Source organism: Brucella sp. GW823-FHT04E01 (genome assembly GCF_058796175.1).
Genome location: NZ_JBXAIK010000003.1, coordinates 219,178 through 241,244, shown reverse-complemented (window position 1 = coordinate 241,244; position 22,067 = coordinate 219,178). Strand labels below are relative to the sequence as shown.

Below are 22,067 nucleotides of genomic sequence, written 5' to 3'. Positions count from 1 at the left end.
CTTACCACCGCCCGGTACTATTCATTATTCTACGCTACGCTTTCACTCGTCTTTGCTGCCAGACGCTGATAGGTTTCCTCAACCACGTCGCGCAGCGGAAGAATGCCGCTCATGCACAACAATGCATGCATGTGCTGGCGGGCACCTTCGTAGCCCATAAGCGGCGCATAGGGCCGCATGATGATATTGGCTTCGTCCGGATATAGTTCCTGATACTCGGCAAAGTTGGTGAAACCCTTGTAGCTGTCGCCGCGCATCAGGTAGGTTTCGACGGCTGCCCCTTCCGCCAGCACTGCATCATGACTGTCGAGAACGATGTTGTAATAGTCGATTGTCGTATCCATCGACACGCGCGCTATGCTCTGGCCGTTGACCAGATCCTTCGCGCGGATCAGAACGCCGTCGATAAGCAGCGCATGGTTGGGCGAAAGGTAAAGGTCGCGCTGCGGGGTTTTGCTGTCGATGGCATAACGTTTGACACGGATCGGCATCACGCTCTCATTCCATTGCGTGCCGCCTTTTCTGCAGCTCTGCCATCCGACCCACTTGACCGGACGCGTTTCACCGCAAGCCGTGGTCACAAGATCACCAACGGATAATGTCTCCACCGCCACCGGGCCGTTGGGCGTTTCGATAAGTGTGCCTTTCAAAAGGCAGTGCGAACCGGAGCCTCCTCCGCCACCATGACCACCATGCCACCATTTCGTGCCCAGGGCTTGCGACGGGCGTGATGACATTGTTGAAGCCAGAGCACCCAGTGCCACAACCTTGGCGGCAGTGGCTGCTGTGAGACCCAGAAAATGTCGTCGCGCACGACTTCGCGGCGAATGCCCGTTCTTTTCTGAAGACATGAATCCCTCCGCTCTTCTCGTTACGGCACCGGCCTGAAAATCAGCGTGGATTTCTAGCAAAGCACGATGCACAGCTTCAAAATCTGAAGCGTCGTTCCGTGTTGCCCGGATCAGCGGCGCTTCAGTGCTTTGCCCCAAGTTAACAAGTCTGATCTTAACTGATCCCGACCTCGAAAAGATTCCGGCAATCAGGTCTAAAGCCTCCTCGAATAGGCGTAAGCCCTACATCGAAAGGTGAGTTTTTCTGCCGTTGAAAGGCGTTGCCGGCGGTTGCTCCTGCTGATCGAAGTTAAGTCGGCTCCTGAAAGTGTGATTTGTAGCGCTCCAGAAAATAGTATACCCCCCTATTCTAATAGAGAGGCTGTTTTCATGAGCGCGCATCATCACTCCCACCATTCCCGGCATCAGCTGAGTTCCAGACACGACCATGTCTTTCTGGGAGAAAACCACCGGCGTAATGAAAAGCGAACCTGGATCGTGATCGCCATCACGACAGCGATGATGATAATCGAGATCACAGCCGGAAACCTTTATGGCTCCATGGCGCTCACTGCCGATGGCTGGCACATGTCCACCCATGCAGCGGCAATGCTGATCGCGGCCCTTGCCTATCTCTATGCGCGCAAGCACGCACATAATTCGCGGTTCACGTTCGGCACAGGCAAGCTTGGCGATCTCGCTGGCTTTGCCAGCGCCATCGTTCTCGCACTGATCGCCCTCCTGATCGGATGGGAAAGCTTCTGGCGCTTCAGTTCCCCGGTAAACATCAATTTTCACGAGGCCATTCTCGTCGCAATCATCGGACTGATCGTCAACCTCGTCTGCGCCTGGCTTCTCAGGGACGATCATTCACACCATCATGGCCATGACCACGATCACGATCACGATCACGATCACGCGGGTGGCCATGACCAGAACTTGCGCGCAGCCTATATGCATGTGCTCGCCGATGCGCTGACATCGGTGCTTGCCATCGCAGCGCTCCTGCTGGGCAGTCTTTATGGCTGGCTCTGGCTCGACCCGGCAATGGGCATTGTCGGCGCTGCGGTGATCGCACACTGGTCATGGGGGCTGATCAAAGACACCGGCTCGACCCTTTTGGATTATCTGCCCGAAGACGAAGACCTGCCGGACGAGATCGCGGAGATCATCAGCCGCGAAGGCGGAGAGATCGCCGACCTGCATGTCTGGCAACTCGGGCCGGGCCATCACGGTGCCATTGTGTCGATCGTCGCGGAGCAGCCGAAGGCACCGTCCTACTATCGGAACAAGCTTGCGGCGATCCATGATTTGTCGCATGTGACGGTGGAGGTGGAAACGCGCGCTGCCTGAAAATCGCAACATTGCCATGAAGGACCGAAGTTCCCATGACCCACACTATCCGTGAAAAGCAGAAGCTCATCAATCGCGTGCGTCGCATTCGTGGCCAGCTTGAAGGCGTGGAACGGATGCTTGAGGAAGAGAAGGGCTGCGCCGAAGTCATGCAGGTGATTGCGGGCGTCCGTGGCGCGGTCAACGGACTGATGGCGGAAGTGATCGAAGTCCACATCCTGATGCATGTTGCCGATGGCGCCCTTCCGCAAAAGGAACGCGACGAAGGTGCAGGCGAACTCGTCGACGTGGTTCGCGCCTATATGAAATAGACGGTGTGTTGACATCTACCAAAAGCAGGAATAGCAAGGCGGCATGAACAAAGCACTCATCAGCACCCGGTCTTATTACGCCCCGCTCATATAGCGGCGGGTTTGCTTTGTCATAGTTCAACCGCTGCATTGCCAGCGGTTGAGTTTCAAGGACAGCGCCTCTGGCCATGCGGCCCTAAAGAGGTCAGTCCATGTCTTGCGACAATAATCAGCATATAAAAATTGGCATTATCGGCTTTGGTGCATTCGGGCAGCTTATAGCCCGTCACCTGAACCCGTATTTCCAGTTGTATGCCTACGACCCCGTCGCAGACCTTGAACAGACGGTGCTAATGCATGGCGTTACCCTGACCTCCATGGAACAGGTCGCCCGGTGCAATATCGTCATCCTCGCAACGCCGGTCGCGACGCTCGACCGCGTGGTAGCGATGATCGCGCCGCATCTGCGTCCCGGCGCGCTTGTTCTCGACGTCGGTTCAGTCAAGGTCGGGCCTGCCGATATCATGCAGCGCGGCCTGCCCATGCATGTCGATATTGTCGCCACACATCCGCTCTTCGGTCCGCAGAGCGCGCGTGACGGCATTGCCGGTCTGAAAATCGCCGTCTGTCCCGTGCGCGGTACAAAATTTCGCCGCGTTGCAGCCTTCCTGAAAAAGCATCTTGCCCTCGACGTCATCGTCACCACGCCAGAAGACCACGACCGCGAAGCCGCAATGGTTCAGGGTCTGACGCATCTGATCGCCAAGGTTCTGGTGCAGATGGAGCCGTTACCAACCCGCATGACGACAAAGAGCTTCGACCTTATGATGCAGGCGGTCGGCATGGTCCGCCACGATGCACCGGAAGTGTTTCAGACCATCGAGCGCGCCAATCCTTATGCTCCGAAGGTACGCAAACATTTCTTCGCACTTGCCGACCGCATCAACGAAGAACTGGATCATCAATCCCGTCGACACAGCTCGCTTGACGACATGCAACCAATACTCAACGAGAATACAGCTAAACTGCTGAATATGGCCGACGCCTATCCGAAATAATAGGAGTTTATTACTCATCTTTTTTCGTACTGTGCTAACAGCTTGATAATTCCTTCGGCAGATTCGGGTTTTCAACATGGCTTCCACTCAGAAAACCGCATCCATACCGTCAACGGTATGGATTCTTGGTTTCGTCAGCCTGCTGATGGATATCTCGTCGGAAATGGTACAGACGCTGCTGCCACTCTATCTGGTGGCCGGTCTCGGCGCTTCGGCCATGATGGTCGGATTCATCGAAGGGCTGTCAGTCGCCATAGCAACGGTGACCAAGCTTTTCTCGGGCGTCATCTCCGACTGGACAGGCCGAAGGAAGCCGCTTGCCGTCGCAGGCTATGGGCTGGCAGCCATTTCCAAGCTTATCTTCCCGCTGGCAACGACAGCGGGCGGCATCGTAATGGCCAAGGCGATAGACCGTGTTGGCAAGGGCATACGCGGCACGCCGCGCGATGCCTTGATTGCCGATGTGACACCGCCGGAAATACGCGGCGCAGCCTTCGGGCTACGCAAGTCGCTCGACACGGTCGGCGGCTTCGTCGGTCCGCTCATTGCCATAGGGCTGATGCTCGCAACCGGCGGCAACATCATCACCATTTTCTGGATTGCTGCCATTCCGGCTTTCATTGCGGTCGCGCTTTTAATTGTCGGCATTCGTGAACCGGAAACGCCCTCTAAACGCCCCCTTGCTCGCTCCAAGGGATTTCCACGATTTGCCGATGCGGGCAAGCTGAACGCGACCGTATGGATCGTGATTACAGTTGCATCGATCCTTACCGTGGCTCGTTTCAGCGAAGCATTCCTGCTCCTTAAGGCGCAGGAAGCCGGGTTTGCAGCCGCATGGGTACCGATCACCATGGTTGTCATGCATGCCGTCTATGGGCTGACAGCCTATCCGGTTGGCGCGCTCTCGGACAGGTTGGGGCGCAAGGGCCTGCTTGCCGCCAGTCTCGGCTTCCTGATCGTCGCCGATCTTGTGATTGCCCAATCGACCACGATCTATCCGTTCCTTGCCGGCATCGTTCTTTGGGGCCTGCATATGGGTTTTTCGCAGGGCATTCTCGCAACGCTCATCGCCGACACGGCACCAGGCCACCTCAAGGGTACGGCCTTTGGCATGTTCAACGTGATAACGGGTCTTGTCATGCTTGTCGGCAACATCGGCGCCGGTTGGCTGTGGGAAAGCTATGGCTCCTCGTCCACCTTCCTCGCCGGTGCAATTCTATCCGCGGTTGCGCTGCTTAGTCTGGCGCTGCTGCCCGGCATCGCCGCCCGCAAGACAGGTTAGAGCGGCATTTCGGAGGTCTGCTTGACTGTCTGGCTCGGTACGTCGGTCTTCAGATTCTGAACGCCCTTGATACGGCTCAGATATTCCGACTGGAAGCGGCGGTAATCCTCGATATCCGCCGCCACCACGCGGATCATCGCATCATAATCGCCGAGCATGAAATAGCATTCGAGCACCTGCGGCAGCTTCAGGATTTCCTTGGCGAAAGTCTGAAGCGTTTCCTCATCCTGCTGGTCGAGCCGGATGCGCGTGAAGAAAGTCAGCCCTTTGCCAACCTTGGCCGGGTTCAGCACGGCGACATAACGGTCGATCACGCCCGCCTCTTCCAGAAGCTTCACCCGCCGCAGGCATGGTGACGGCGAAAGGCCGACCTCGCGTGCGAGATCGTTATTGGCGATGCGGCCATCGCGCTGCAACACGCGCAGAATCCGTTTATCGATATCATCCAGCTTCATTGGCGTTCGATTCCATTTATGCTGACCTTATTGGCATTCTCTGCCAAATATTGATGCATAAGGGCATAATTCGCAACCAAATTGCTCAAGAGATTGGTTATAGTCGCGAAACTTCTCAAGCAAACACGCAAGAGACTGAGCAAGGGGCAACCAGTTACCGGTTGGTCAACGGGAAATTTATGGATATTTCACAGGCCTATGTGCCTCAAAAAAGCAGATCCGGGCGCGGCTCGGAATTCCGTCGCGGGGCCGCAGCCGGTCTGCCGGTTCTGCTTGGCATTATTCCCTATGCGCTGGTTCTGGGCGCGCAGGCCGCACAAAAAGGCCTCAGCGTCATCGAAGTCCCCCTGATGACCGGACTGAACTTTGCAGGCGGATCGGAATTCGCAGCCATCCAGCTCTGGACCTCGCCGCCGCATGTCCTGCTGATTGTTGCGATCACCTTTCTGGTCAACAGCCGCCATCTGCTGATGGGCGCGGCTCTGGCCCCCTTCATCCGCCATCTGCCCAAGCGCAAGGCTTTTGCGAGCCTGTTTCTGATGTGCGATGAAAGCTGGGCGCTCGGCCTTGCCGATGCCAAACGTCGCCAGTCGAAAGGCGTCAATCCGGCGCTGAGCCTCACCTTCTATGCCGGCGTGGCCATTCCTTTCTATCTCGCATGGGTTCTATTCACCACGCTGGGTGCCGCCTTCGGGCCGATGATGGGAGACCTGCGCCCTTATGGTTTCGACATGGCATTTCCGGCAGTGTTTCTGGTTCTGCTGGCGGGCATGTGGAAAGGTTTTGCGGCCGCGCGCCCGTGGCTGGTCAGCCTTGTGGTGGCCGCGCTGACCTATCTCACCATTCCCGGCGCCTGGTATGTCGCCGCGGGTGCCTTGTCCGGTCTTGTTGCAGCCTATCTGCTGGCAGGTGAAGAATGATCGATCCATTGGCCGTTCTGACCATCGTTCTGATGGCAAGTGTCACCTATCTCACGCGGATCGGCGGCTATGTGCTGCTGCGCAACCGCACGCTCAGCAAGCGCGCGACGGCGGTGATGGAAGCAGCTCCCGGCTGTGTTCTGATTTCGGTCATCGCGCCCGATTTCGTGTCCGACAAGCCTGCCGACCTGATCGCACTCGCAATCACGATCTTCGCTGCGACGCGCTTTTCCATGCTGCCAACCGTGCTGATCGGCATCGGCGCGGCAGGCGCCTGCCGCTACCTGATCGGGTAAAGCATGTCTCCAAAAAGTGGAGACCGGTTTCGGGACAAAGACATGCTTGAAAGCAAATAAACATGCCTCCCGAAAGCGGGACCAGGTATTGCTCAGTGCAGATGCTTTAGCTTGTCCGGGTTGCGGACCACATAGATGCCGACAATCTTGCCGTCCTCAATATCGAGAGCTGTCGTCTGGATTTCGCCATCGGCTTCACGCGTGATGATGCCGGGCAAACCATTGATGAAGACCGCACGCAAAAGCGTGGACTGGTTGCCACGGAAATAGCCCGCCAGTTTCTCGTGGGTTTTCATCACCTCTTCGAAGCCGAAAACAGGCTTCGGGAAAGCCGGGCGCTTGCCGCCACCATCGGCCTGAAGGTTGACATCTGCTGCCAGCATCGCACCAAGCGCATTCATGTCGCCGCTGCGCGATGCATTGAAGAAGGCCTGCGCGAGTTCGAGCCCGCGCTGCTTATCGACCTGAAAACGCGGACGCTCCTCGCGCACATGCTTGCGCGCCCGTGCAGCAAGCTGGCGGCAGGCAGCGGCATCGCGCTGGATTGTCCTGGCTATCTCGTCGAAATCCAGTCCGAAGACATCATGCAGCAGGAAGGCGGCGCGTTCCAATGGCGAAAGACGCTCCAGCGCCAGCATGAGCGGAAGGGTGACATCGTCATCCGCTTCCTCTTCGACAACCGGATCGGGAATCCACGGCCCGAAATAGGTTTCGCGCTGGTTGCGACCGGATTTCAGAAAATCGAGGCACAGGCGGGTAACGGTGCGACGCAGAAAGGCCTCCGGTTCGCGCACTTCGCTGCGGTCGGCGTTCATCCATCGGATGAACGCCTCCTGCACCATATCCTCGGCATCGGCGACCGAACCCAACATGCGATAGGCAACGCGGATCAGTTTCGGGCGCAGCGGATCGAAGCTGTCAGCTGCATCGCCTTGCAAGGATGTGTCAGCCATCAGACGGCTGCCTTTACTGCCGGCTTCTTGGCTTCCGGCTCGAACCAGAGGCCGAAGCCAACCGCCATGCGGTTCCATCCATTGATGATGTTGATCATCAGCGTAAGGTTCACTTGCTCCTCCTCAGTGAACTGTGCCTGCATGGCAGTGCGGGCGTCTTCCAGATCGTGACCTTGTGACAAACGGGTCAGCGCATCGACCCATCCCAGAGCCGCACGTTCGCGCTCAGAGTAGCACGGTGCTTCGCGCCATGCGGACAACAAATAGATGCGTTGTTCGGTCTCGCCAAGAGAACGTGCTTCAAGCGTATGCATATTGATGCAATTGGCGCAGGCATTGATCTGCGAGGAGCGGATTTTGACAAGCTCGATCAGGCTCGCTTCCAGACTGGATGCGATGGTCATCGAAGCGTTCAACCAGGATTTCATCGTGGCAGGGGCAACATCGAACGGGTTGAGCAGAGGGGTCATGGTATTGTTCCTTTCGGTTCAAGGGGTTCGATAGACATGACGAGACAGCAACGCCGAATGTGACATCCGGTGGAAAAAAATTTGAATGCCCGACATTTTGGTTCTTATGCGATGGAACAAACTGCCTCCCACGAAACCAATCGACGGAACTAATCGCCACGTTATGGTGAAATTGATGTATGAGAACGCCACAAGATAGGCTGCTTTTCCGTGATCTGTTTAAATCCAAACAGCACCAATCCGCTCATCCTTTCCCCGTTTCCTTTCACCTGCTCCCACCTTTCCAACGCCCATCTCCCGGTTCCTCCTTCTACCCTCGCTCCGCCCCCTTGCCCCATCTTCCTGCCTCTCCACATTGACAACATACCAACCGGTCGGTATTATTTAGCAGAGGAGATTTCCCGATCATATCGGGAACCGCTCAGAGCAAGCGACAGCAGGCTGCCACTGAACCGGCGCACGGTTTGCAACACACCTTGCGAGCAGCTGTGCTGTAGTGAGGAGGAACCATCATGAAAAACGCGTCCACCAACAGCAACAGTCCGAAACGTCCCGTCATCACCGCATTTGAAAATTCGCCCGATCGCGGCCGAGGGATGGCGCGTGACATGCCCGTTCGATGGGCGCTTGAAGAGACCGGGCAGGACTATGATGTCCGCCTCGTCTCGTTTGAGGCGCTGAAAGCCCACCCCCATCTCGATCTGCAACCTTTCGGGCAGATACCAACCTATGAAGAGGGCGATCTGGCGCTGTTCGAATCCGGGTCAATTGTGCTTCATATTGCAGAACAGAACCCAGGCCTTCTGCCGGATGACGCCAATGGCCGGGCACGCGCCATCACATGGATGTTCGCCGCGCATAACACCATCGAGCCAGTGATCCTCGAAAGGGAAGTTGCCGGTTTCGTAGAACGCAAGGAAAGCTGGTACGAGCAGCGCATCCCCATCGTGGAAGCGCGTATCCGCAAAAGACTTGATGCCCTTTCCGCCTGTCTTGTCAACAAGGACTGGCTGGAGGGCGCGTTCAGCGCCGGTGATCTTCTGATGGTGACCGTGCTGCGAAGGCTGAAGAGTTCAGGCATATTGAACGACTACCCGAACCTTGCAGCCTATGTCGCGCGCGGCGAAGCCCGCCCTGCCTTCAAGCGTGCCTATGACGCCCAGCACGCGATTTCCCTCGCCGTGTCGAAAGATTGAGCCTGTCTTGGCAGCCATCTATCCGCAGTCGAGCTCGCTCAATATCCATTCCCTGAATGCGCGCACCTTTGGCGTATTGCGACGGGATTTGGGATAGACGAGCCAATAAGATCGTCCATCATCGCCAAGAATATCGAACGGCTGGATAAGCTGGCCGGTAGCGATTTCGATCTGGTGGAAAGCAGGCGTGAGAATGCCCACCCCCTGCCCTGCGACTGTCGCCCGACCTTCAATATGCTGCGCTCCAAGCCGGCTCTGCGTATTGCCTTGCATTTGCGGGTTTTCGATCCCCGCCGCCTTGAACCAGATATTCCACCACGGATCGCTCACATCGATGATCTTGAGCCGCAGGAGGTCCGCAGGTTCTTTCACCCCGCCTATAGTGGCCGCCAAGGCCGGGCTCAGCATGGGCGTGAAACTCGCCTTGATGAGCTGATGCGCCTCCAGCCCCGGCCATTTGCCGAAGCCACTTCTGATCGCGATGTCCACATTGGTCGTCGCAAAATCGATCATGCTGTCGGACGTATCGAGCCGGACCGCGAGTGACGGATGCCGCATCTGGAACGAACCAAGCCGATGCGCCAGCCAGTTGGCGGCAAAAGTGGCAAGAACGCTGATCGACAGCGTACCTTCCGCATCTTCCCGCAGGCTGGCAAAGGCATTGCGCATCGTCTCGAACGCTTCCGTAATCGCGGGAGCAAGCTGCCTGCCAAGTTCGGTCAGTTCCACCTGTCGCGGCATACGTAAGAAAAGCGGTGCGCCGACACGCTCCTCCAATATCTTGATCTGATAGCTGACCGCAGCCTGCGTCATGCCCAGCTCCTCCGCAGCGCGGGTAAAACTTGCATGGCGGGCGGCGGATTCAAAAACGCGAATGGCCGATAAAGGGGGAAGCGCTGTCGTCATGATGCATAAGTCCTCCTTATGCATACTAATCGAGGTTCGATTGGAAAACAAAGGTTTTCAGGCGCATACCTATAGGCAGAATTTAACAAGCAGCTGCCTCCCACAGCCGCTTCATTCGATAGGTGAGATCATGAAAAACGTCGATTCTGCCTGCACAACCGCCACAGCGCCCACGATCAACCACAGACCGGAAAGCGGCTGGAGCGCGCTGTTCTCCCGCCTGTTTTCGCGCAAACGTACTCATATCGTCGTTACCGAACATTCGCCGGAATATCTCTTGCGGGATATCGGCATCGGTGATGGGCGCACGCAATATTATTCGCGAGACGGCCATAAGCTGCCCGAATGGTAATGATTGCGTCACGCACTGATGACGGCAAAGCCCCGCGCCTTGAGCCCGCGCCGGTCCTCGTGCAGACTATTGACGAGGCGGCTGCGGCTTCCGTCCAGATGCGCGCTCATCAACGCCGTCGCCTTGTCGGCATTTCCTTCGCGCACCGCATCGAGAATGGCGCGGTGTTCGGCCCATGCGCGAGCGAGCGCCGCCTCGTCGCGCACTTCCAGCCAGCGCGCCCGTGAGAGGCGCTGCATAGCATCGCGCACGCCACGGCTGAGGAACTCATTGCCGGACAGGCGCGCCAGTTCGATATGAAAATCCATGCCGATCCGGTGCCATTCCTCGCGCGATGTGTCCGCATCACAGCTATCCAGCATCGCCAGAATCAGCTCCACACCGCTGCGATCTTCAAGCGCGCAGGTGAGCTTTAACGCGGCAATTTCCAGCGCTTCACGATAGACACCGATTTGTTCAATTTCGCTGAGATTGATTGGCGAGACCGTCCAGCCGCGCCCTTCACGACAGATCAGGCCTTCCGCCTCCAGCCGCAGAAGTGCTGCCCGGATCGGCGTGCGTGAGGCTTCAAACTGTGCCTCGATCCAGCGCTCGGTCAAACGTTCGCCCGGCCCCAGTTCCAGACCGAGGATCATGTCGCGAAGCTGCGTTTCAACCTGCCTCATCTGTGACATTGGCGACCATTCTCCATTTTAGAGCATAATCCGACCGGAGTGAAACGAGAATCGATAAGATTATGCTTCAAATAAAAGGGCTTAGAGAGCGTTTTGATCTGATACAATCAGAACAAAACGCTCTCTAAGGCAGCGCTGCAATTGACAAGCCTCAACAACAGGCGCATTCATGCATACCGTTTTGGTATCCCAAAATGGAATACATTGCAATCGCGAGACATGACATGAGCACCGCCCAAGCCGCTGCAAGCGACGAAACCGTCGCTGCAGCCCGCCAGGAAAATATGGCCGTCGAAGATAATCACGAGCGCTACTGGAAGCAGAATCTGCTGATCTGCCTCATCGGTTCGTTCACGACGCTCATTGCCATGTCGCTCCTCCTCCCCTTCCTGCCGCTCTATGTGGAACAATTGGGCATCACCGATCACGCGGCAATCGTGCAGTGGTCAGGTATCGCTTACGGCGCCACCTTTCTGGCAGCAGCCTTCGTCGCGCCGCTGTGGGGCAGGCTCGGCGATCGCCATGGACGTAAGCTGATGCTGATCCGCGCCAGCCTCGGCATGGCCATCGCCATGTCGCTGATCGGCATGGTGACGAGCGTCTGGCAGCTGGTGGCGCTGCGCCTGTTCGTGGGCATTGCGGGCGGCTATTCGTCCGGCTCGATGATCCTCGTCGCTACCCAGACGCCAAAAGAAAAGACCGGCTGGGCGCTGGGCGCGCTTTCGGCTGGCATCATGGCGGGCAATCTGGCCGGCCCGCTGCTCGGCGGCGCTTTGCCGCCGCTGATCGGCATTCGCGCAACCTTCTGGCTGGCTGGCGGCGTGATCTTTCTCACCTTTCTGGCCACCACCTTTCTGATACGCGAAGAGCGCAAGCCACCGAAGCCGACCAAAGAGCAGAAGGCGGAATCCATCTGGGCTGCCATTCCTGACAGGAAACCGGTTATCGCCATGCTGGTGACGGGTATGCTGCTGCTTTTTGCCAATATGTCGATTGAGCCGATCATCACCGTCTATGTGATCCAGCTGATGGACGATCAGACGAAAGTGACACTGATTTCCGGCGTGGTAATGGCTGCTGCAGCCCTCGGCAGCATCATGTCGTCCTCGCGACTGGGGCGCCTTGCCGACCGCATTGGCCACACCCGCGTCATCATCGGTGCACTGTCAGTTTCCGCGCTGCTTCTGATCCCGCAGGCTTTCGTGACGGAAGCCTGGCAGCTGATCGGCCTGCGTTTTCTGATGGGGCTGGCGCTGGGCGGATTGCTGCCCTGCATCACCAGCGTCATCCGGCACAATGTGCCCGACCGCGTAGCGGGCGGCATTCTGGGCTATTCCGTCTCGGCCCAATATGTCGGGCAGGTTGCTGGCCCCGTCGCTGGCGGTTTCGTCGGCGGTCACTTCGGCATGCGTTCCGTTTTTCTCGGCACATGCCTGATTATGGCTCTCGGCGCATTTTATAACTGGACCGTCCTGCGCAAGAACCGATAATTTCGGCCATCTCCCGAATCCGCAAAACCCACGGCAGAACCAGAATGACAGCACATATCTTCGCGCCTTTCGCAACGCTTGCCGAAAGGCTGCTGCCTCATGCGCTCGAACATGGCGAGGACGGGTCACATGACCTGTCCCACCTTGCCCGTGTCTGGAAAAATGCCGCTGCGATCCAGCGTCAGGAAGGCGGCGATGCCGAAGTGCTTTGCGCCGCAGCCTTGCTGCATGACTGCGTAAGCGTGGAGAAGAATTCGCCCGACAGAAATCGCGCCTCGCGTCTGGCGGCAGAAAAGGCGACAACGCTGCTGCGCAGTCTCAGCTGGAATGAAACACACATCGACCTCGCCGCCCATGCCATCGAGGCGCACAGCTTTTCAGCCAATATCGAGCCTGTCACGATGGAAGCGAAAATCCTGCAGGATGCGGACCGGCTTGATGCCATTGGCGTGATTGGAGCTGCCCGGTGTTTCTACATTGCGGGCCGCATGGGCAGTGCGCTTTACGACTGGCGCGATCCACACGCCGAAAACCGCCCGCTGGACGACAAGCTTTTCGCGCTCGACCATTTCCGCACCAAACTGTTCGGCCTCGCCTCCGGTTTCAAGACGGAAACCGGAAAGCTCATGGCCGCTGAACGGCACAGTCGGCTGGAAGCCATTTTTGATGACTTCCTTGCCGAAGCCGATGGCTAGATTGAGTAACCACCGTCGATATTCAGTGCCGTCCCCGTCACCATGGAAGCGGCGTCCGAGGCCAGCCAGAGTGCAGCTTCGGCCACATCCTCCGGCGTCGAAAACCGATTGAGGGGAATGGTGGCCTTAAGTGCTGCACGAGCCTCCGGCGTGTCCTCCTCCAGAAACAGTTTCAGTGCCTCACCGTCGCTTTCGGCCGGGCAGATGCAGTTCACGCGGATATTCTTGTCCGCAAGTTCCAGCGCCATCGCCTTGGTCGCGCTGATGATCCAGCCCTTGGAAGCGCTGTACCAGACGAGGCCCTTGCGCGGGCGCAGTGCGGTAGCCGAAGCCGTGTTGATGATGACGCCTCCGCCCTGATGCTCCATGATCGGTACAACGATCTGCGTCGAATAATAAAGCGCCTTCATATTCACGGACGCGATCAGGTCGAAACTGTCCTCCGTCACTTCGGTCAGCGGCATGTTGCGATGCGTAAAACCGGCATTGTTGATCATGATGTCGATGCGGCCGAACGTTTCGAAGGCTGTGCGCGCCACGCGCTCCATGTCGTCCTTGCGCGAGACATCGGCCTGCACGGAAAGAGCATTCTTGCCGATATCGGCAAGCTCATCCTCGACACGCTTCACGTTCACATCGGCGAGAACGACTTTTGCACCTTCGGCTGCAAATCGGCGCGCCATGCCTGAACCGAAGCCCGAGCCGGCACCGGTGATGATTGCGACCTTATCCTGCAGCCTCTTCATGTCATTCTCCTTTGGCAGAACCAAGATACCGTCCAACTTGGCCAAATCACTTGAATCGAGATTGTTTGTTCCAATATGGCCTTAAGATGAACATGTCATGTGTGCACAAGCCGTTAATCCGTCAATTATGGCAGGGCGCCTTCAATTTCGCGAGAATGCGGCATTGCGACTGTTGAATTTAAATCGATTAGATAATAGACAAGGGCAGCGTGAAAATCGCATGCTGCCCACAGGCAGACTGATTTGCGCAAGAAGAGAAGAGAGCGATAGATGACCAGCCAGACAATTCCGGTAGAGCCTTTCGACTGCATCGTGTTCGGCGGTTCCGGCGATCTTGCCGAACGCAAGCTCATTCCGGCACTGTATCAGCGTCAGCGTGCAGGCCAGCTCACCGACCCAACGCGCATCATCGGCGCATCGCGCAGTGCCATGACCGATGAGGAATATCGGCAGTTCGCACGCGATGCCATCCACGAGCATGTGAAGGCTTCGGAAGTCGACGAGAAGGAAGTCGACAAGTTTCTCGCCCGTCTCAGCTATGTGGCGGTCGATGCCAAGTCCGAAGAGGGCTGGGATGCGCTCAAGACGCTGATCGGCAAGAAGCCGGAAAAGATTCGCGCTTTCTATCTCGCCGTCAGCCCCACGCTCTTCGGCGATATCGCCACGCGCCTCAAGGCGCATGGCCTGATTACCCGCGATACACGCATCATCGTGGAAAAGCCGATCGGTCGCGACCTCGAATCCGCCATGGCGCTCAATGATACGCTGGGCAGCGTTTTCCGCGAAGATCAGATTTTCCGCATTGACCACTATCTCGGCAAGGAAACCGTGCAGAACCTGATGGCGCTGCGCTTTGCCAATGCGCTTTATGAGCCATTGTGGAACTCTGCCCATATCGACCATGTGCAGATCACGGTTGCCGAATCTGTCGGCCTTGAGGGCCGCGCCGGTTATTACGACACGGCAGGTGCGCTGCGCGACATGGTGCAGAACCACATTCTTCAGCTGCTCTGCCTTGTCGCCATGGAGCCGCCATCCTCGCTGGAGGCCGATGCCGTCCATGACGAGAAGGTCAAGGTTCTGCGGTCCCTTCAGCCAATTACCAATGTAAATGTCGAAGACTTGACCGTTCGCGGCCAATATCGTGCAGGCGCATCCGCAGGCGGTCCGGTCAAGGGCTATCTGGAAGACCTCGAAAACAACACCAGCAACACTGAAACCTTTGTGGCGCTGAAAGCTGAAATCGCCAACTGGCGCTGGGCTGGCGTGCCGTTCTATCTGCGCACCGGCAAGCGTCTTGCCACGCGCGTTTCGGAAATCGTCGTCACGTTCAAGCCGATCCCGCACTCCATCTTCGGCGAAAGTGCTGGCAAGGTCATCGCCAACCAGCTTGTCATCCGCCTGCAACCGGATGAAGGCGTGAAGCAGTGGATGATGATCAAGGATCCGGGTCCGGGCGGTATGCGCCTGCGTCACGTGCCGCTGGATATGAGCTTTGCCGAATCTTTCAGCGAGCGCAATCCGGATGCCTATGAACGTCTCATCATGGATGTCGTTCGCGGTAACCAGACCCTTTTCATGCGGCGCGACGAAGTTGAGGCGGCATGGCGCTGGGTCGACCCTATCCTTCAGGGGTGGGAATTGAACAGCCAGCCTGTGCAGGGCTACACAGCAGGAACTTGGGGACCGTCATCGTCCATCGCGCTCATTGAGCGTGACGGACGCACATGGCACGAGAGCCTCTAGAGCGCATCCCGAAAAGTGTGAAACGGTTTTCGGAAAAGATGCGCGTCAAAACAAAGAGATAGAGCGGCTTCACGATTTTATCCGATTGAAACCGCTCTGGTTTCTGCTTTGGAAAGGTATGGAATGAGCATTGAACGGCACGATTTTACCAGCGGAACGGAACTGGCGCAGGCATTGTCGGAAGCCATTGCGAACAAGCTGAATGCCGCCATCGCTGAACGGGGACAGGCCACCTTGGCCGTCTCTGGCGGCACCACGCCGCTCAAGCTGTTCGAAGTGCTCTCCCGCAAGATGATCGACTGGAACCTCGTCACGATCACCCTTGTGGATGAGCGTTTCGTCCCCGTCGATAGCGACCGTTCCAACGAAAAGCTGGTGCGCGAGCATCTTTTGCGCGATCATGCGGGCGTGGCCAAATTCGTCGGCCTTTACAATCCGGCGGCGACGGCCGAAACGGCGGCGCTTGCTGCCGCCAGCCGCATCGATGCGTTGCGTCGTCCTTTCGACGTGGTGGTGCTTGGCATGGGCAATGATGGTCATACCGCCTCCTTCTTTCCCGGTGCCGACCGGCTTGATCAGGCGATCAACCCGGAAACAAGGGCGCTTGTGCTGCCGATCCATGCCGAGGGTGCTGGCGAAAAACGTCTGACCCTGACCCTTCCCATCATTGCCGAAGCCGACCTGCTGGTTCTGCATATCGAAGGCGCTGCCAAGCAGGCAACGCTGGAAAAGGCGCTTTCCGGCGATGACGAGAATGAAATGCCCGTGCGGGCTGTCTTCCATCATGCGCGCACACCGATCCAGCTCTACTGGACAAGTTAAATTCGATTCAAGCCAGATTGGCACAGGTGATACCCATGCCCACCGAGACGGCACATAAACGCATTCAGGAAATCACCGCGCGCATTCGCGAACGGTCCAAGCCGACACGCGAAGCCTATCTTGGCCGTGTGCGAGAGGCTTCATCCAACAAGCCAAAACGCGCAGTGCTGGGCTGTGCCAATCTCGCGCATGGTTTCGCCGCCTGCGGCCCGCACGACAAGGCGGCGCTGATCGGCGACGAGATTCCGAACCTCGGCATCATCACCGCCTATAACGACATGCTATCGGCGCATCAGCCATTCGAAACCTTCCCGCAGCTTATCAAGCAGGCTGCACGTGAAGCGGGTGGCGTGGCGCAGGTTGCTGGCGGCGTGCCTGCCATGTGCGATGGGGTTACGCAGGGTTTTGCGGGCATGGAACTGTCGCTGTTCTCCCGCGAAGTGATTGCGATGGCAACCGCCGTCGGCCTGTCGCACGATATGTTCGATGCGGCCGTCTATCTCGGTGTCTGCGACAAGATCGTGCCCGGTCTCATCATTGGTGCGCTGACCTTCGGCCACCTGCCCGCCGTGTTCGTGCCTGCCGGTCCGATGACCAGCGGCCTGCCGAACGATGAAAAGGCCAAGACCCGCCAGCTCTATGCCGAAGGCAAGGTCGGGCGTGCCGAGCTTCTGGAATCGGAATCGAAGTCCTATCACGGTCCCGGCACCTGCACTTTCTACGGCACGGCCAATTCCAACCAGATGCTGATGGAAATCATGGGCCTGCATCTGCCGGGCGCATCCTTCATTAATCCGGGCACGCCGCTCCGCGACGCCTTGACCCGCGAGGCCGCCAAACGCGCGCTGGCGATCACTGCCTGCGGCAATGAATATACGCCGGTCGGCGAGATGCTGGACGAGCGTTCCTTCGTCAATGGCGTCATCGGTCTGAATGCGACCGGCGGCTCGACCAACCATACCATCCACCTGATCGCCATGGCAGCTGCGGCCGGTATCAAGCTGACATGGCACGATATTTCCGAGATTTCGGATGTGGTTCCGCTTCTGGCCCGCGTCTATCCGAACGGCCTTGCCGACGTGAACCATTTCCATGCCGCTGGCGGCATGGGCTTCCTGATCCGCGAACTGCTCGATGGCGGCATCCTGCATGAGGATGTGCGCACCGTGTTCGGCGAAGGTCTGCGTCCTTACGCGATCGAACCGAAGTTGGGTGCTGACGGTACAGTCGTGCGTGAGCCGGTGCCGGAGAAAAGCGGCGACGACAAGGTTCTGGCCAAGATCCATGCGCCATTCCAGCCGACCGGCGGCCTCAAGGTTCTGACCGGCAATATCGGCAATGCGATCATCAAGGTTTCCGCCGTGAAGCCGGAGCGCCAGGTCATCGAAGCGCCCGCCAAGGTCTTCAACGATCAGGCAGAAATGCAGGCCGCGTTCAAGGCTGGCGAGCTGACCGGTGATTTCATCGCGGTGGTTCGCTATCAGGGGCCGAAAGCCAATGGTATGCCCGAGCTGCACAAGCTGATGACGGTTCTGGGCATTCTGCAGGATCGCGGCCAGCGTGTTGCTCTTGTTACCGACGGTCGCCTGTCCGGTGCATCAGGCAAGGTGCCCTCCGCTATCCACGTCACACCGGAGGCTCTCGATGGCGGCGCCATCGGAAAAATCCGCGACGGCGATGTCATTCGTCTGGATGCCGTGAACGGCACTCTGGAAGCTCTGGTCAATGTGGCCTTGCTGAATGATCGTGGCGAAGACCGTCCTGATCTTTCAGGCAACGAGCATGGCATGGGGCGCGAATTGTTCCGCGCTTTCCGCCAAATCGCGGGACGGGCCGACGAAGGCGCTTCGGTGTTCTGAAAACAGTCCGAATGAAATTAAGGCAAAACAGCGATTTCAGCTGTTTTGCCTCTCAAACCATCAAAACCGGAATAAAACTGCGCAAAAAGCGCGGCTCAATTGTGTCAAAAAACTGGCTTTTTCACGCCAGCAGTGCGGCAGGCCGCAGTCAGCGTGTTGGCCATCAGCATGGCGATGGTCATCGGACCGACGCCACCTGGAACTGGCGTGATCGCTCCGGCAACTTTTTCGGCTTCCGCGAAATCGACATCGCCGACCAGTCGCGTCTTACCCTCGCCCCGTTCCGGTGCCGGAATGCGATTGATACCGACGTCGATCACCGTTGCGCCCGGCTTGACCCAATCGCCCTTGACCATTTGCGGGCGTCCGACCGCCGCCACCAGAATATCCGCAGTGCGGGCAATCGCGGGCAGGTCTTTCGTGCGGCTGTGCGCAACCGTAACGGTTGCATTGGCAGCGAGCAGAAGATTGAACATCGGCTTGCCAACAATGTTGGAGCGACCGATTACCACGGCATTAAGGCCCGAAAGATCACGGCCATGGATGCGCTCAATCATGATCATCGCGCCCGCGGGCGTGCAGGGAACGAAAGCCGTTTCAACTTCGCCGGTGCCAAGCTTGCCGACATTGATAAAGTGAAAGCCATCGACATCCTTGTCGGGTGAAATGGTCTGGATCACCCGGCCCGAGTCGATGTGCTTCGGCAGCGGCAACTGCACCAGAATGCCGTGAATGGCGGGATCCTTGTTCAAGCTCTCAATCAGGTCGAGAAGCTCCTGCTCCGACGCCGTTTCCGGCAGATCGTGCTGCACCGAGTGGAAACCGCATTCCTTGGCCTTCTTGCTCTTGGAAGCGACATAGACCTGACTTGCCGGGTCTTCACCGACAATCACCACCGCAATGCCGGGCACGATGCCGGTTGCGGCCACGAGCTTTTCGGTTTCGGTCTTCACCGTGGAAACCACATCCTCGGCGAGCTTCTTGCCATCAATCAATTGAGCCATAGCGAGCGCTCCGTTCTTTTGTGATATCGGGCTTAAGTGTCTGGGAGATACACGACATCTTTTTCGTACACATGCCCATAAGCGTCATGATGCCCGATGACAATTGGCGAATGCGCGACAATGCAGGATTTTATGAAGTTTCAGAACGGAAAGTCCTGCGAGAACCGGTCAGGACTTTGCGACACGGGATGAGCGCACATCATCGATGGCACGACCGAGGGCGGCATTTTCCGTGGTGCTGTTGGTGCCTTCATTCTCGGCTTCCCAGCGCGCATTGGCTTCGCGGATAACGGCAGCAAGCCGGGTTTCGCCATAGGGTTCCAGTACCTCGTCCGGATCGGCTTCGCTTCTGACCGACGATCGGGGCTTGCGACCGGCCAGCATCATCGCAAGAAGGCCAAGCAAAAACCCGCCCAGCAATCCAAGGGCGATAATCCCTTGTGGAGAGAGAGTGCGCGGGTTCGGTTCCGCCATCGCTGGCGTAACGATCCGCACCGTCGCAGCAGACCCCGCCGAGGCAGGTTCGCCCCGTGCCGCACGCATCTGCAAATCTTCAAACAGCGCCTGCTTTGCCGCCGCATCGCGTTCCAGCATCTGCAGGCGTGCTTTGTCTTCGTCCGTGGCAGGCGTCGAGCCGAAACCGGCAATAGCAGCTGCTGCCTTTTGCTCGCGTTCGACTGCATTCTTAAGATCGGCCTGTAACACACTACGCTGGCTGGAAATCTCCTTGTCGATTTCCGCTTCGATCTGGTTCGCGTCAGCCCCCTGCCCTGCAGCGCGATAACGCTCCACCAGAGCACCCAACGCTCCAGATCGCATGGTTTCAGGCACGCCCTTACCGGCGAGGCTCTCCGCAGTCGCGCCGTTCAGGCTGTTGGCCTCCGCTGCGATGCGCGCTGTCTCGGCCTTGCTGTCGGCGAATTCACGTTGAAGTGCGGCCTTGTTGTCGTCGTCGCCAAAATCGCGGCTGACGCGAAAAGCAGTTGCCGCCTGCTGCGCCGCTTCGGCGTCTGTTTCCAGACTTTGCAGGCGCGTCGGAAGATCACCCTCAGACCCGCTCAGTTCCGCGCCACCCTGCAGATGATCGCGAAACGCCTGTGCAACGGCATTGGCCAAAAGTGCTGCCGTTTCCGGCCTGTCAGCCATAGCCTCGACATTGACCGTGCCGCTGTCGAGTGCCTGTGTAAAATCAAGACGCTGGCGCAGCAATTGCGCACCCGACATCTTTTTGTGTCCGGCCAGGGCCGGAGATTGCTGGTCTTCGGGCAACAATAGGGTCAGGCGAAAGTGCAATTCCTCCAGAAATGAAGGAGCGCCGAGATCGGCTGCACGTTCAATGCGCGCCATCTGTGCGGCGCGCTCAAGCACGGCATTCGAGGCAATTTCGCTCCGCCGCTCGGGCGGGAAAACCTGCAAGGATGCTGTCGCGCTATATTGGGGCGGCTCCAGAACAGCATATGCGGTTCCGATAATTCCGCCCAGCATTGTGAAACCCGCCAGAAGCCCCCAGCGACGCCTGCGGCGTGGCAATTGTAGCGGCTTTTCAAGCTTCGGGACGATGGTTGATGTGGGGGCAGCTGGCGCGGATTGCGTCTTGATCGGTGCACCGTCGAGATTGGCTTGCAGCGCCTCCCGCACGGCATTCATCCGGCCCTGCATATCCGCCTTCGGATCAACTCGCTCGCTCGCTTCAGCGTCTAACAAATCCTGTTTGCGGCGGAGCAACTCCTCGCGGCGCCTTTGATGTTCGCGCTCTTCGTCATTGCCTTCGGTCGCGCGAACGGATGGTACAGGCACAAGGAATTCCGGCGCATAGGCCAGAAGTGGGCGCGCAGCAGCACGTCTCCTTTCTCCGTCCCTTTCCACCATCGCTCCGTCCCGTTTTTCACCCGTGGCTATTAATCCAGATTAGTATTCATCATGGCAAATAAATCGTTAAAATTGCAATTATATGTATTGATTCATACAGATAAATCAGGAGGCCGTTGTGAGCACCGAAACGGAATACCCGATCGATCCAGAGCGGCTGAGTGGCATAATCCAGTTTATCCAGAATGCAGAGCGGCTGAAAAGCACTTTGCGATCCGGTCATACCTCACAGGGCCGACCGGAAAGCACCGCCGAACATAGCTGGCGGCTATGCCTTCTGGCTACGCTGTTCGACCGCGAGCTGGGCGATTGCGACCGGCTGAAACTCATCAAGATGTGCATCGTCCACGATCTGGGCGAGGCGATTTCCGGCGATGTGCCCGCAATCCACCAATCTGCCGATGACGGGCGAGCCGAGCGCGAAAAAACGGACCTCATGACGCTGTGTGCCCCGCTGCCGGAGGATCTGCGCGCAGAAATCATGGAGCTGTGGGCGGATTACAGCGAAGGCAAATCGACTGAAGCTATCTTTGCCAAGGGCTTCGACAAGCTCGAAACCATGATGCAGCATAATATCGGGCTCAATCCGCCGGATTTTGATTATGCATTCAATCTCGACTACGGCGTCAAGCAGACAGCGCGCCACCCGCTGCTACGCCAGTTCCGCGAAATCGTGGACGCGGAAACCCGGCGCAATGCCGAAAAGCGTTAGAGCATTTCCTGTTTTGATTGAATCATCGAAAATACTCTATCTCTTTGTTTCTACGCATGTCTTTATCCTATCGTTGCGGGATAAAGACA

At 57.8% G+C, this 22,067-nt stretch carries 23 protein-coding genes; 14 read left to right on the top strand and 9 right to left on the bottom strand.

The genetic code is table 11. From position 1 onward, the window contains the following. Nucleotides 1–29 precede the first annotated feature (29 nt). Entirely contained in the window at nt 30–851 is an 822-nt protein-coding gene (locus AC1RHM_RS11475; protein ID WP_010659126.1) for a Hint domain-containing protein, read from the bottom strand. Nucleotides 852–1,220: 369 nt separating this feature from the next. Between AC1RHM_RS11475 and dmeF the strand changes: the two genes are divergently transcribed. From dmeF to AC1RHM_RS11455, 4 genes are all read left to right on the top strand, one after another. Continuing rightward, nucleotides 1,221–2,183 carry a CDF family Co(II)/Ni(II) efflux transporter DmeF gene (gene dmeF / locus AC1RHM_RS11470; RefSeq protein WP_036563492.1) on the top strand — a complete coding sequence of 321 codons (963 nt, stop codon included), beginning with the start codon at nt 1,221–1,223 and terminating at the stop codon, nt 2,181–2,183. Nucleotides 2,184–2,218: 35 nt separating this feature from the next. Next, nucleotides 2,219–2,494 (top strand): metal/formaldehyde-sensitive transcriptional repressor, encoded by a 276-nt coding sequence (locus tag AC1RHM_RS11465; RefSeq protein WP_010659128.1) that lies wholly within the window; start codon nt 2,219–2,221, stop codon nt 2,492–2,494. Between the two features lie 191 nt (nt 2,495–2,685). Further along, the gene (locus AC1RHM_RS11460; RefSeq protein WP_010659129.1) at nt 2,686–3,531 is read left to right on the top strand and encodes a prephenate dehydrogenase/arogenate dehydrogenase family protein; all 846 of its coding nucleotides are present in this window, start codon (nt 2,686–2,688) and stop codon (nt 3,529–3,531) included. 76 nt (nt 3,532–3,607) lie between these two features. Next, nucleotides 3,608–4,813 carry an MFS transporter gene (locus tag AC1RHM_RS11455; RefSeq protein WP_010659130.1) on the top strand — a complete coding sequence of 402 codons (1,206 nt, stop codon included), beginning with the start codon at nt 3,608–3,610 and terminating at the stop codon, nt 4,811–4,813. On the opposite strand, the gene AC1RHM_RS11450 is transcribed toward AC1RHM_RS11455, so the two are convergent. Then, nucleotides 4,810–5,268, bottom strand: coding sequence for an Lrp/AsnC family transcriptional regulator (locus AC1RHM_RS11450; protein WP_010659131.1), 459 nt, complete (start codon nt 5,266–5,268; stop codon nt 4,810–4,812). The genes AC1RHM_RS11455 and AC1RHM_RS11450 overlap by 4 nt on opposite strands. 179 nt (nt 5,269–5,447) lie before the next feature. Between AC1RHM_RS11450 and AC1RHM_RS11445 the strand changes: the two genes are divergently transcribed. Continuing rightward, complete coding sequence (locus AC1RHM_RS11445) at nt 5,448–6,188, top strand: AzlC family ABC transporter permease (RefSeq protein WP_010659132.1); 741 nt, start codon at nt 5,448–5,450, stop codon at nt 6,186–6,188. Further along, complete coding sequence (locus tag AC1RHM_RS11440; RefSeq protein WP_010659133.1) at nt 6,185–6,484, top strand: AzlD family protein; 300 nt, start codon at nt 6,185–6,187, stop codon at nt 6,482–6,484. Before AC1RHM_RS11445 ends, AC1RHM_RS11440 begins: the two co-directional genes overlap by 4 nt. A gap of 92 nt (nt 6,485–6,576) precedes the next feature. Here AC1RHM_RS11440 and AC1RHM_RS11435 read toward each other — a convergent pair whose 3' ends face one another. Further along, on the bottom strand, nt 6,577–7,437 hold the full coding sequence (locus AC1RHM_RS11435; protein ID WP_010659134.1) for a sigma-70 family RNA polymerase sigma factor: 861 nt from the start codon (nt 7,435–7,437) through the stop codon (nt 6,577–6,579). Further along, nucleotides 7,437–7,907 carry a carboxymuconolactone decarboxylase family protein gene (locus AC1RHM_RS11430; protein ID WP_010659135.1) on the bottom strand — a complete coding sequence of 157 codons (471 nt, stop codon included), beginning with the start codon at nt 7,905–7,907 and terminating at the stop codon, nt 7,437–7,439. Before AC1RHM_RS11430 ends, AC1RHM_RS11435 begins: the two co-directional genes overlap by 1 nt. Nucleotides 7,908–8,419: 512 nt before the next feature. On the opposite strand from AC1RHM_RS11430, the gene AC1RHM_RS11425 reads away from it, so the two are divergent. Beyond that, nucleotides 8,420–9,103 (top strand): glutathione S-transferase family protein, encoded by a 684-nt coding sequence (locus tag AC1RHM_RS11425; RefSeq protein ID WP_010659136.1) that lies wholly within the window; start codon nt 8,420–8,422, stop codon nt 9,101–9,103. An 18-nt stretch (nt 9,104–9,121) separates the two neighbouring features. On the opposite strand, the gene gcvA is transcribed toward AC1RHM_RS11425, so the two are convergent. After that, on the bottom strand, nt 9,122–10,009 hold the full coding sequence (gene gcvA / locus AC1RHM_RS11420; RefSeq protein WP_010659137.1) for a transcriptional regulator GcvA: 888 nt from the start codon (nt 10,007–10,009) through the stop codon (nt 9,122–9,124). A 130-nt stretch (nt 10,010–10,139) separates the two neighbouring features. Here gcvA and AC1RHM_RS11415 point away from each other — a divergent pair, with 130 nt between their 5' ends. Further along, a complete protein-coding gene (locus AC1RHM_RS11415) occupies nt 10,140–10,361 on the top strand; it encodes a hypothetical protein (protein ID WP_010659138.1) in 222 nt (73 codons plus the stop codon). 8 nt (nt 10,362–10,369) lie between these two features. Here AC1RHM_RS11415 and AC1RHM_RS11410 read toward each other — a convergent pair whose 3' ends face one another. Continuing rightward, nucleotides 10,370–11,035 (bottom strand): GntR family transcriptional regulator, encoded by a 666-nt coding sequence (locus AC1RHM_RS11410; protein WP_010659139.1) that lies wholly within the window; start codon nt 11,033–11,035, stop codon nt 10,370–10,372. Between the two features lie 224 nt (nt 11,036–11,259). Between AC1RHM_RS11410 and AC1RHM_RS11405 the strand changes: the two genes are divergently transcribed. Beyond that, a complete protein-coding gene (locus AC1RHM_RS11405; RefSeq protein WP_010659140.1) occupies nt 11,260–12,525 on the top strand; it encodes a multidrug efflux MFS transporter in 1,266 nt (421 codons plus the stop codon). A 44-nt stretch (nt 12,526–12,569) separates the two neighbouring features. Continuing rightward, nucleotides 12,570–13,220, top strand: a complete 651-nt coding sequence (locus tag AC1RHM_RS11400) for an HD domain-containing protein (protein ID WP_010659141.1) — start codon at nt 12,570–12,572, stop codon at nt 13,218–13,220. On the opposite strand, the gene AC1RHM_RS11395 is transcribed toward AC1RHM_RS11400, so the two are convergent. After that, nucleotides 13,217–13,966 carry an SDR family oxidoreductase gene (locus AC1RHM_RS11395; RefSeq protein ID WP_010659142.1) on the bottom strand — a complete coding sequence of 250 codons (750 nt, stop codon included), beginning with the start codon at nt 13,964–13,966 and terminating at the stop codon, nt 13,217–13,219. The genes AC1RHM_RS11400 and AC1RHM_RS11395 overlap by 4 nt on opposite strands. A 270-nt stretch (nt 13,967–14,236) precedes the next feature. Between AC1RHM_RS11395 and zwf the strand changes: the two genes are divergently transcribed. The 3 genes from zwf to edd all read left to right on the top strand — a co-directional run bounded on the left by zwf (nt 14,237) and on the right by edd (nt 18,393). Beyond that, nucleotides 14,237–15,712 carry a glucose-6-phosphate dehydrogenase gene (gene zwf, locus AC1RHM_RS11390; RefSeq protein ID WP_010659143.1) on the top strand — a complete coding sequence of 492 codons (1,476 nt, stop codon included), beginning with the start codon at nt 14,237–14,239 and terminating at the stop codon, nt 15,710–15,712. Nucleotides 15,713–15,835: 123 nt separating this feature from the next. Further along, nucleotides 15,836–16,534: a 6-phosphogluconolactonase gene (gene pgl / locus AC1RHM_RS11385; RefSeq protein WP_010659144.1), complete on the top strand. Its 699-nt coding sequence runs from the start codon at nt 15,836–15,838 to the stop codon at nt 16,532–16,534. A 35-nt stretch (nt 16,535–16,569) separates the two neighbouring features. After that, nucleotides 16,570–18,393 carry a phosphogluconate dehydratase gene (gene edd / locus AC1RHM_RS11380; protein WP_010659145.1) on the top strand — a complete coding sequence of 608 codons (1,824 nt, stop codon included), beginning with the start codon at nt 16,570–16,572 and terminating at the stop codon, nt 18,391–18,393. A gap of 104 nt (nt 18,394–18,497) precedes the next feature. Here edd and folD read toward each other — a convergent pair whose 3' ends face one another. Both folD and AC1RHM_RS11370 read right to left on the bottom strand, forming a co-directional pair. Next, nucleotides 18,498–19,397: a bifunctional methylenetetrahydrofolate dehydrogenase/methenyltetrahydrofolate cyclohydrolase FolD gene (folD, locus tag AC1RHM_RS11375; protein ID WP_036579170.1), complete on the bottom strand. Its 900-nt coding sequence runs from the start codon at nt 19,395–19,397 to the stop codon at nt 18,498–18,500. A 168-nt stretch (nt 19,398–19,565) separates the two neighbouring features. After that, a complete protein-coding gene (locus AC1RHM_RS11370) occupies nt 19,566–21,266 on the bottom strand; it encodes a GumC domain-containing protein (RefSeq protein ID WP_010659147.1) in 1,701 nt (566 codons plus the stop codon). Nucleotides 21,267–21,384: 118 nt separating this feature from the next. Between AC1RHM_RS11370 and AC1RHM_RS11365 the strand changes: the two genes are divergently transcribed. Next, nucleotides 21,385–21,978, top strand: coding sequence for an HD domain-containing protein (locus AC1RHM_RS11365; RefSeq protein ID WP_010659148.1), 594 nt, complete (start codon nt 21,385–21,387; stop codon nt 21,976–21,978). The last annotated feature ends 89 nt before the right edge of the window (nt 21,979–22,067 follow it).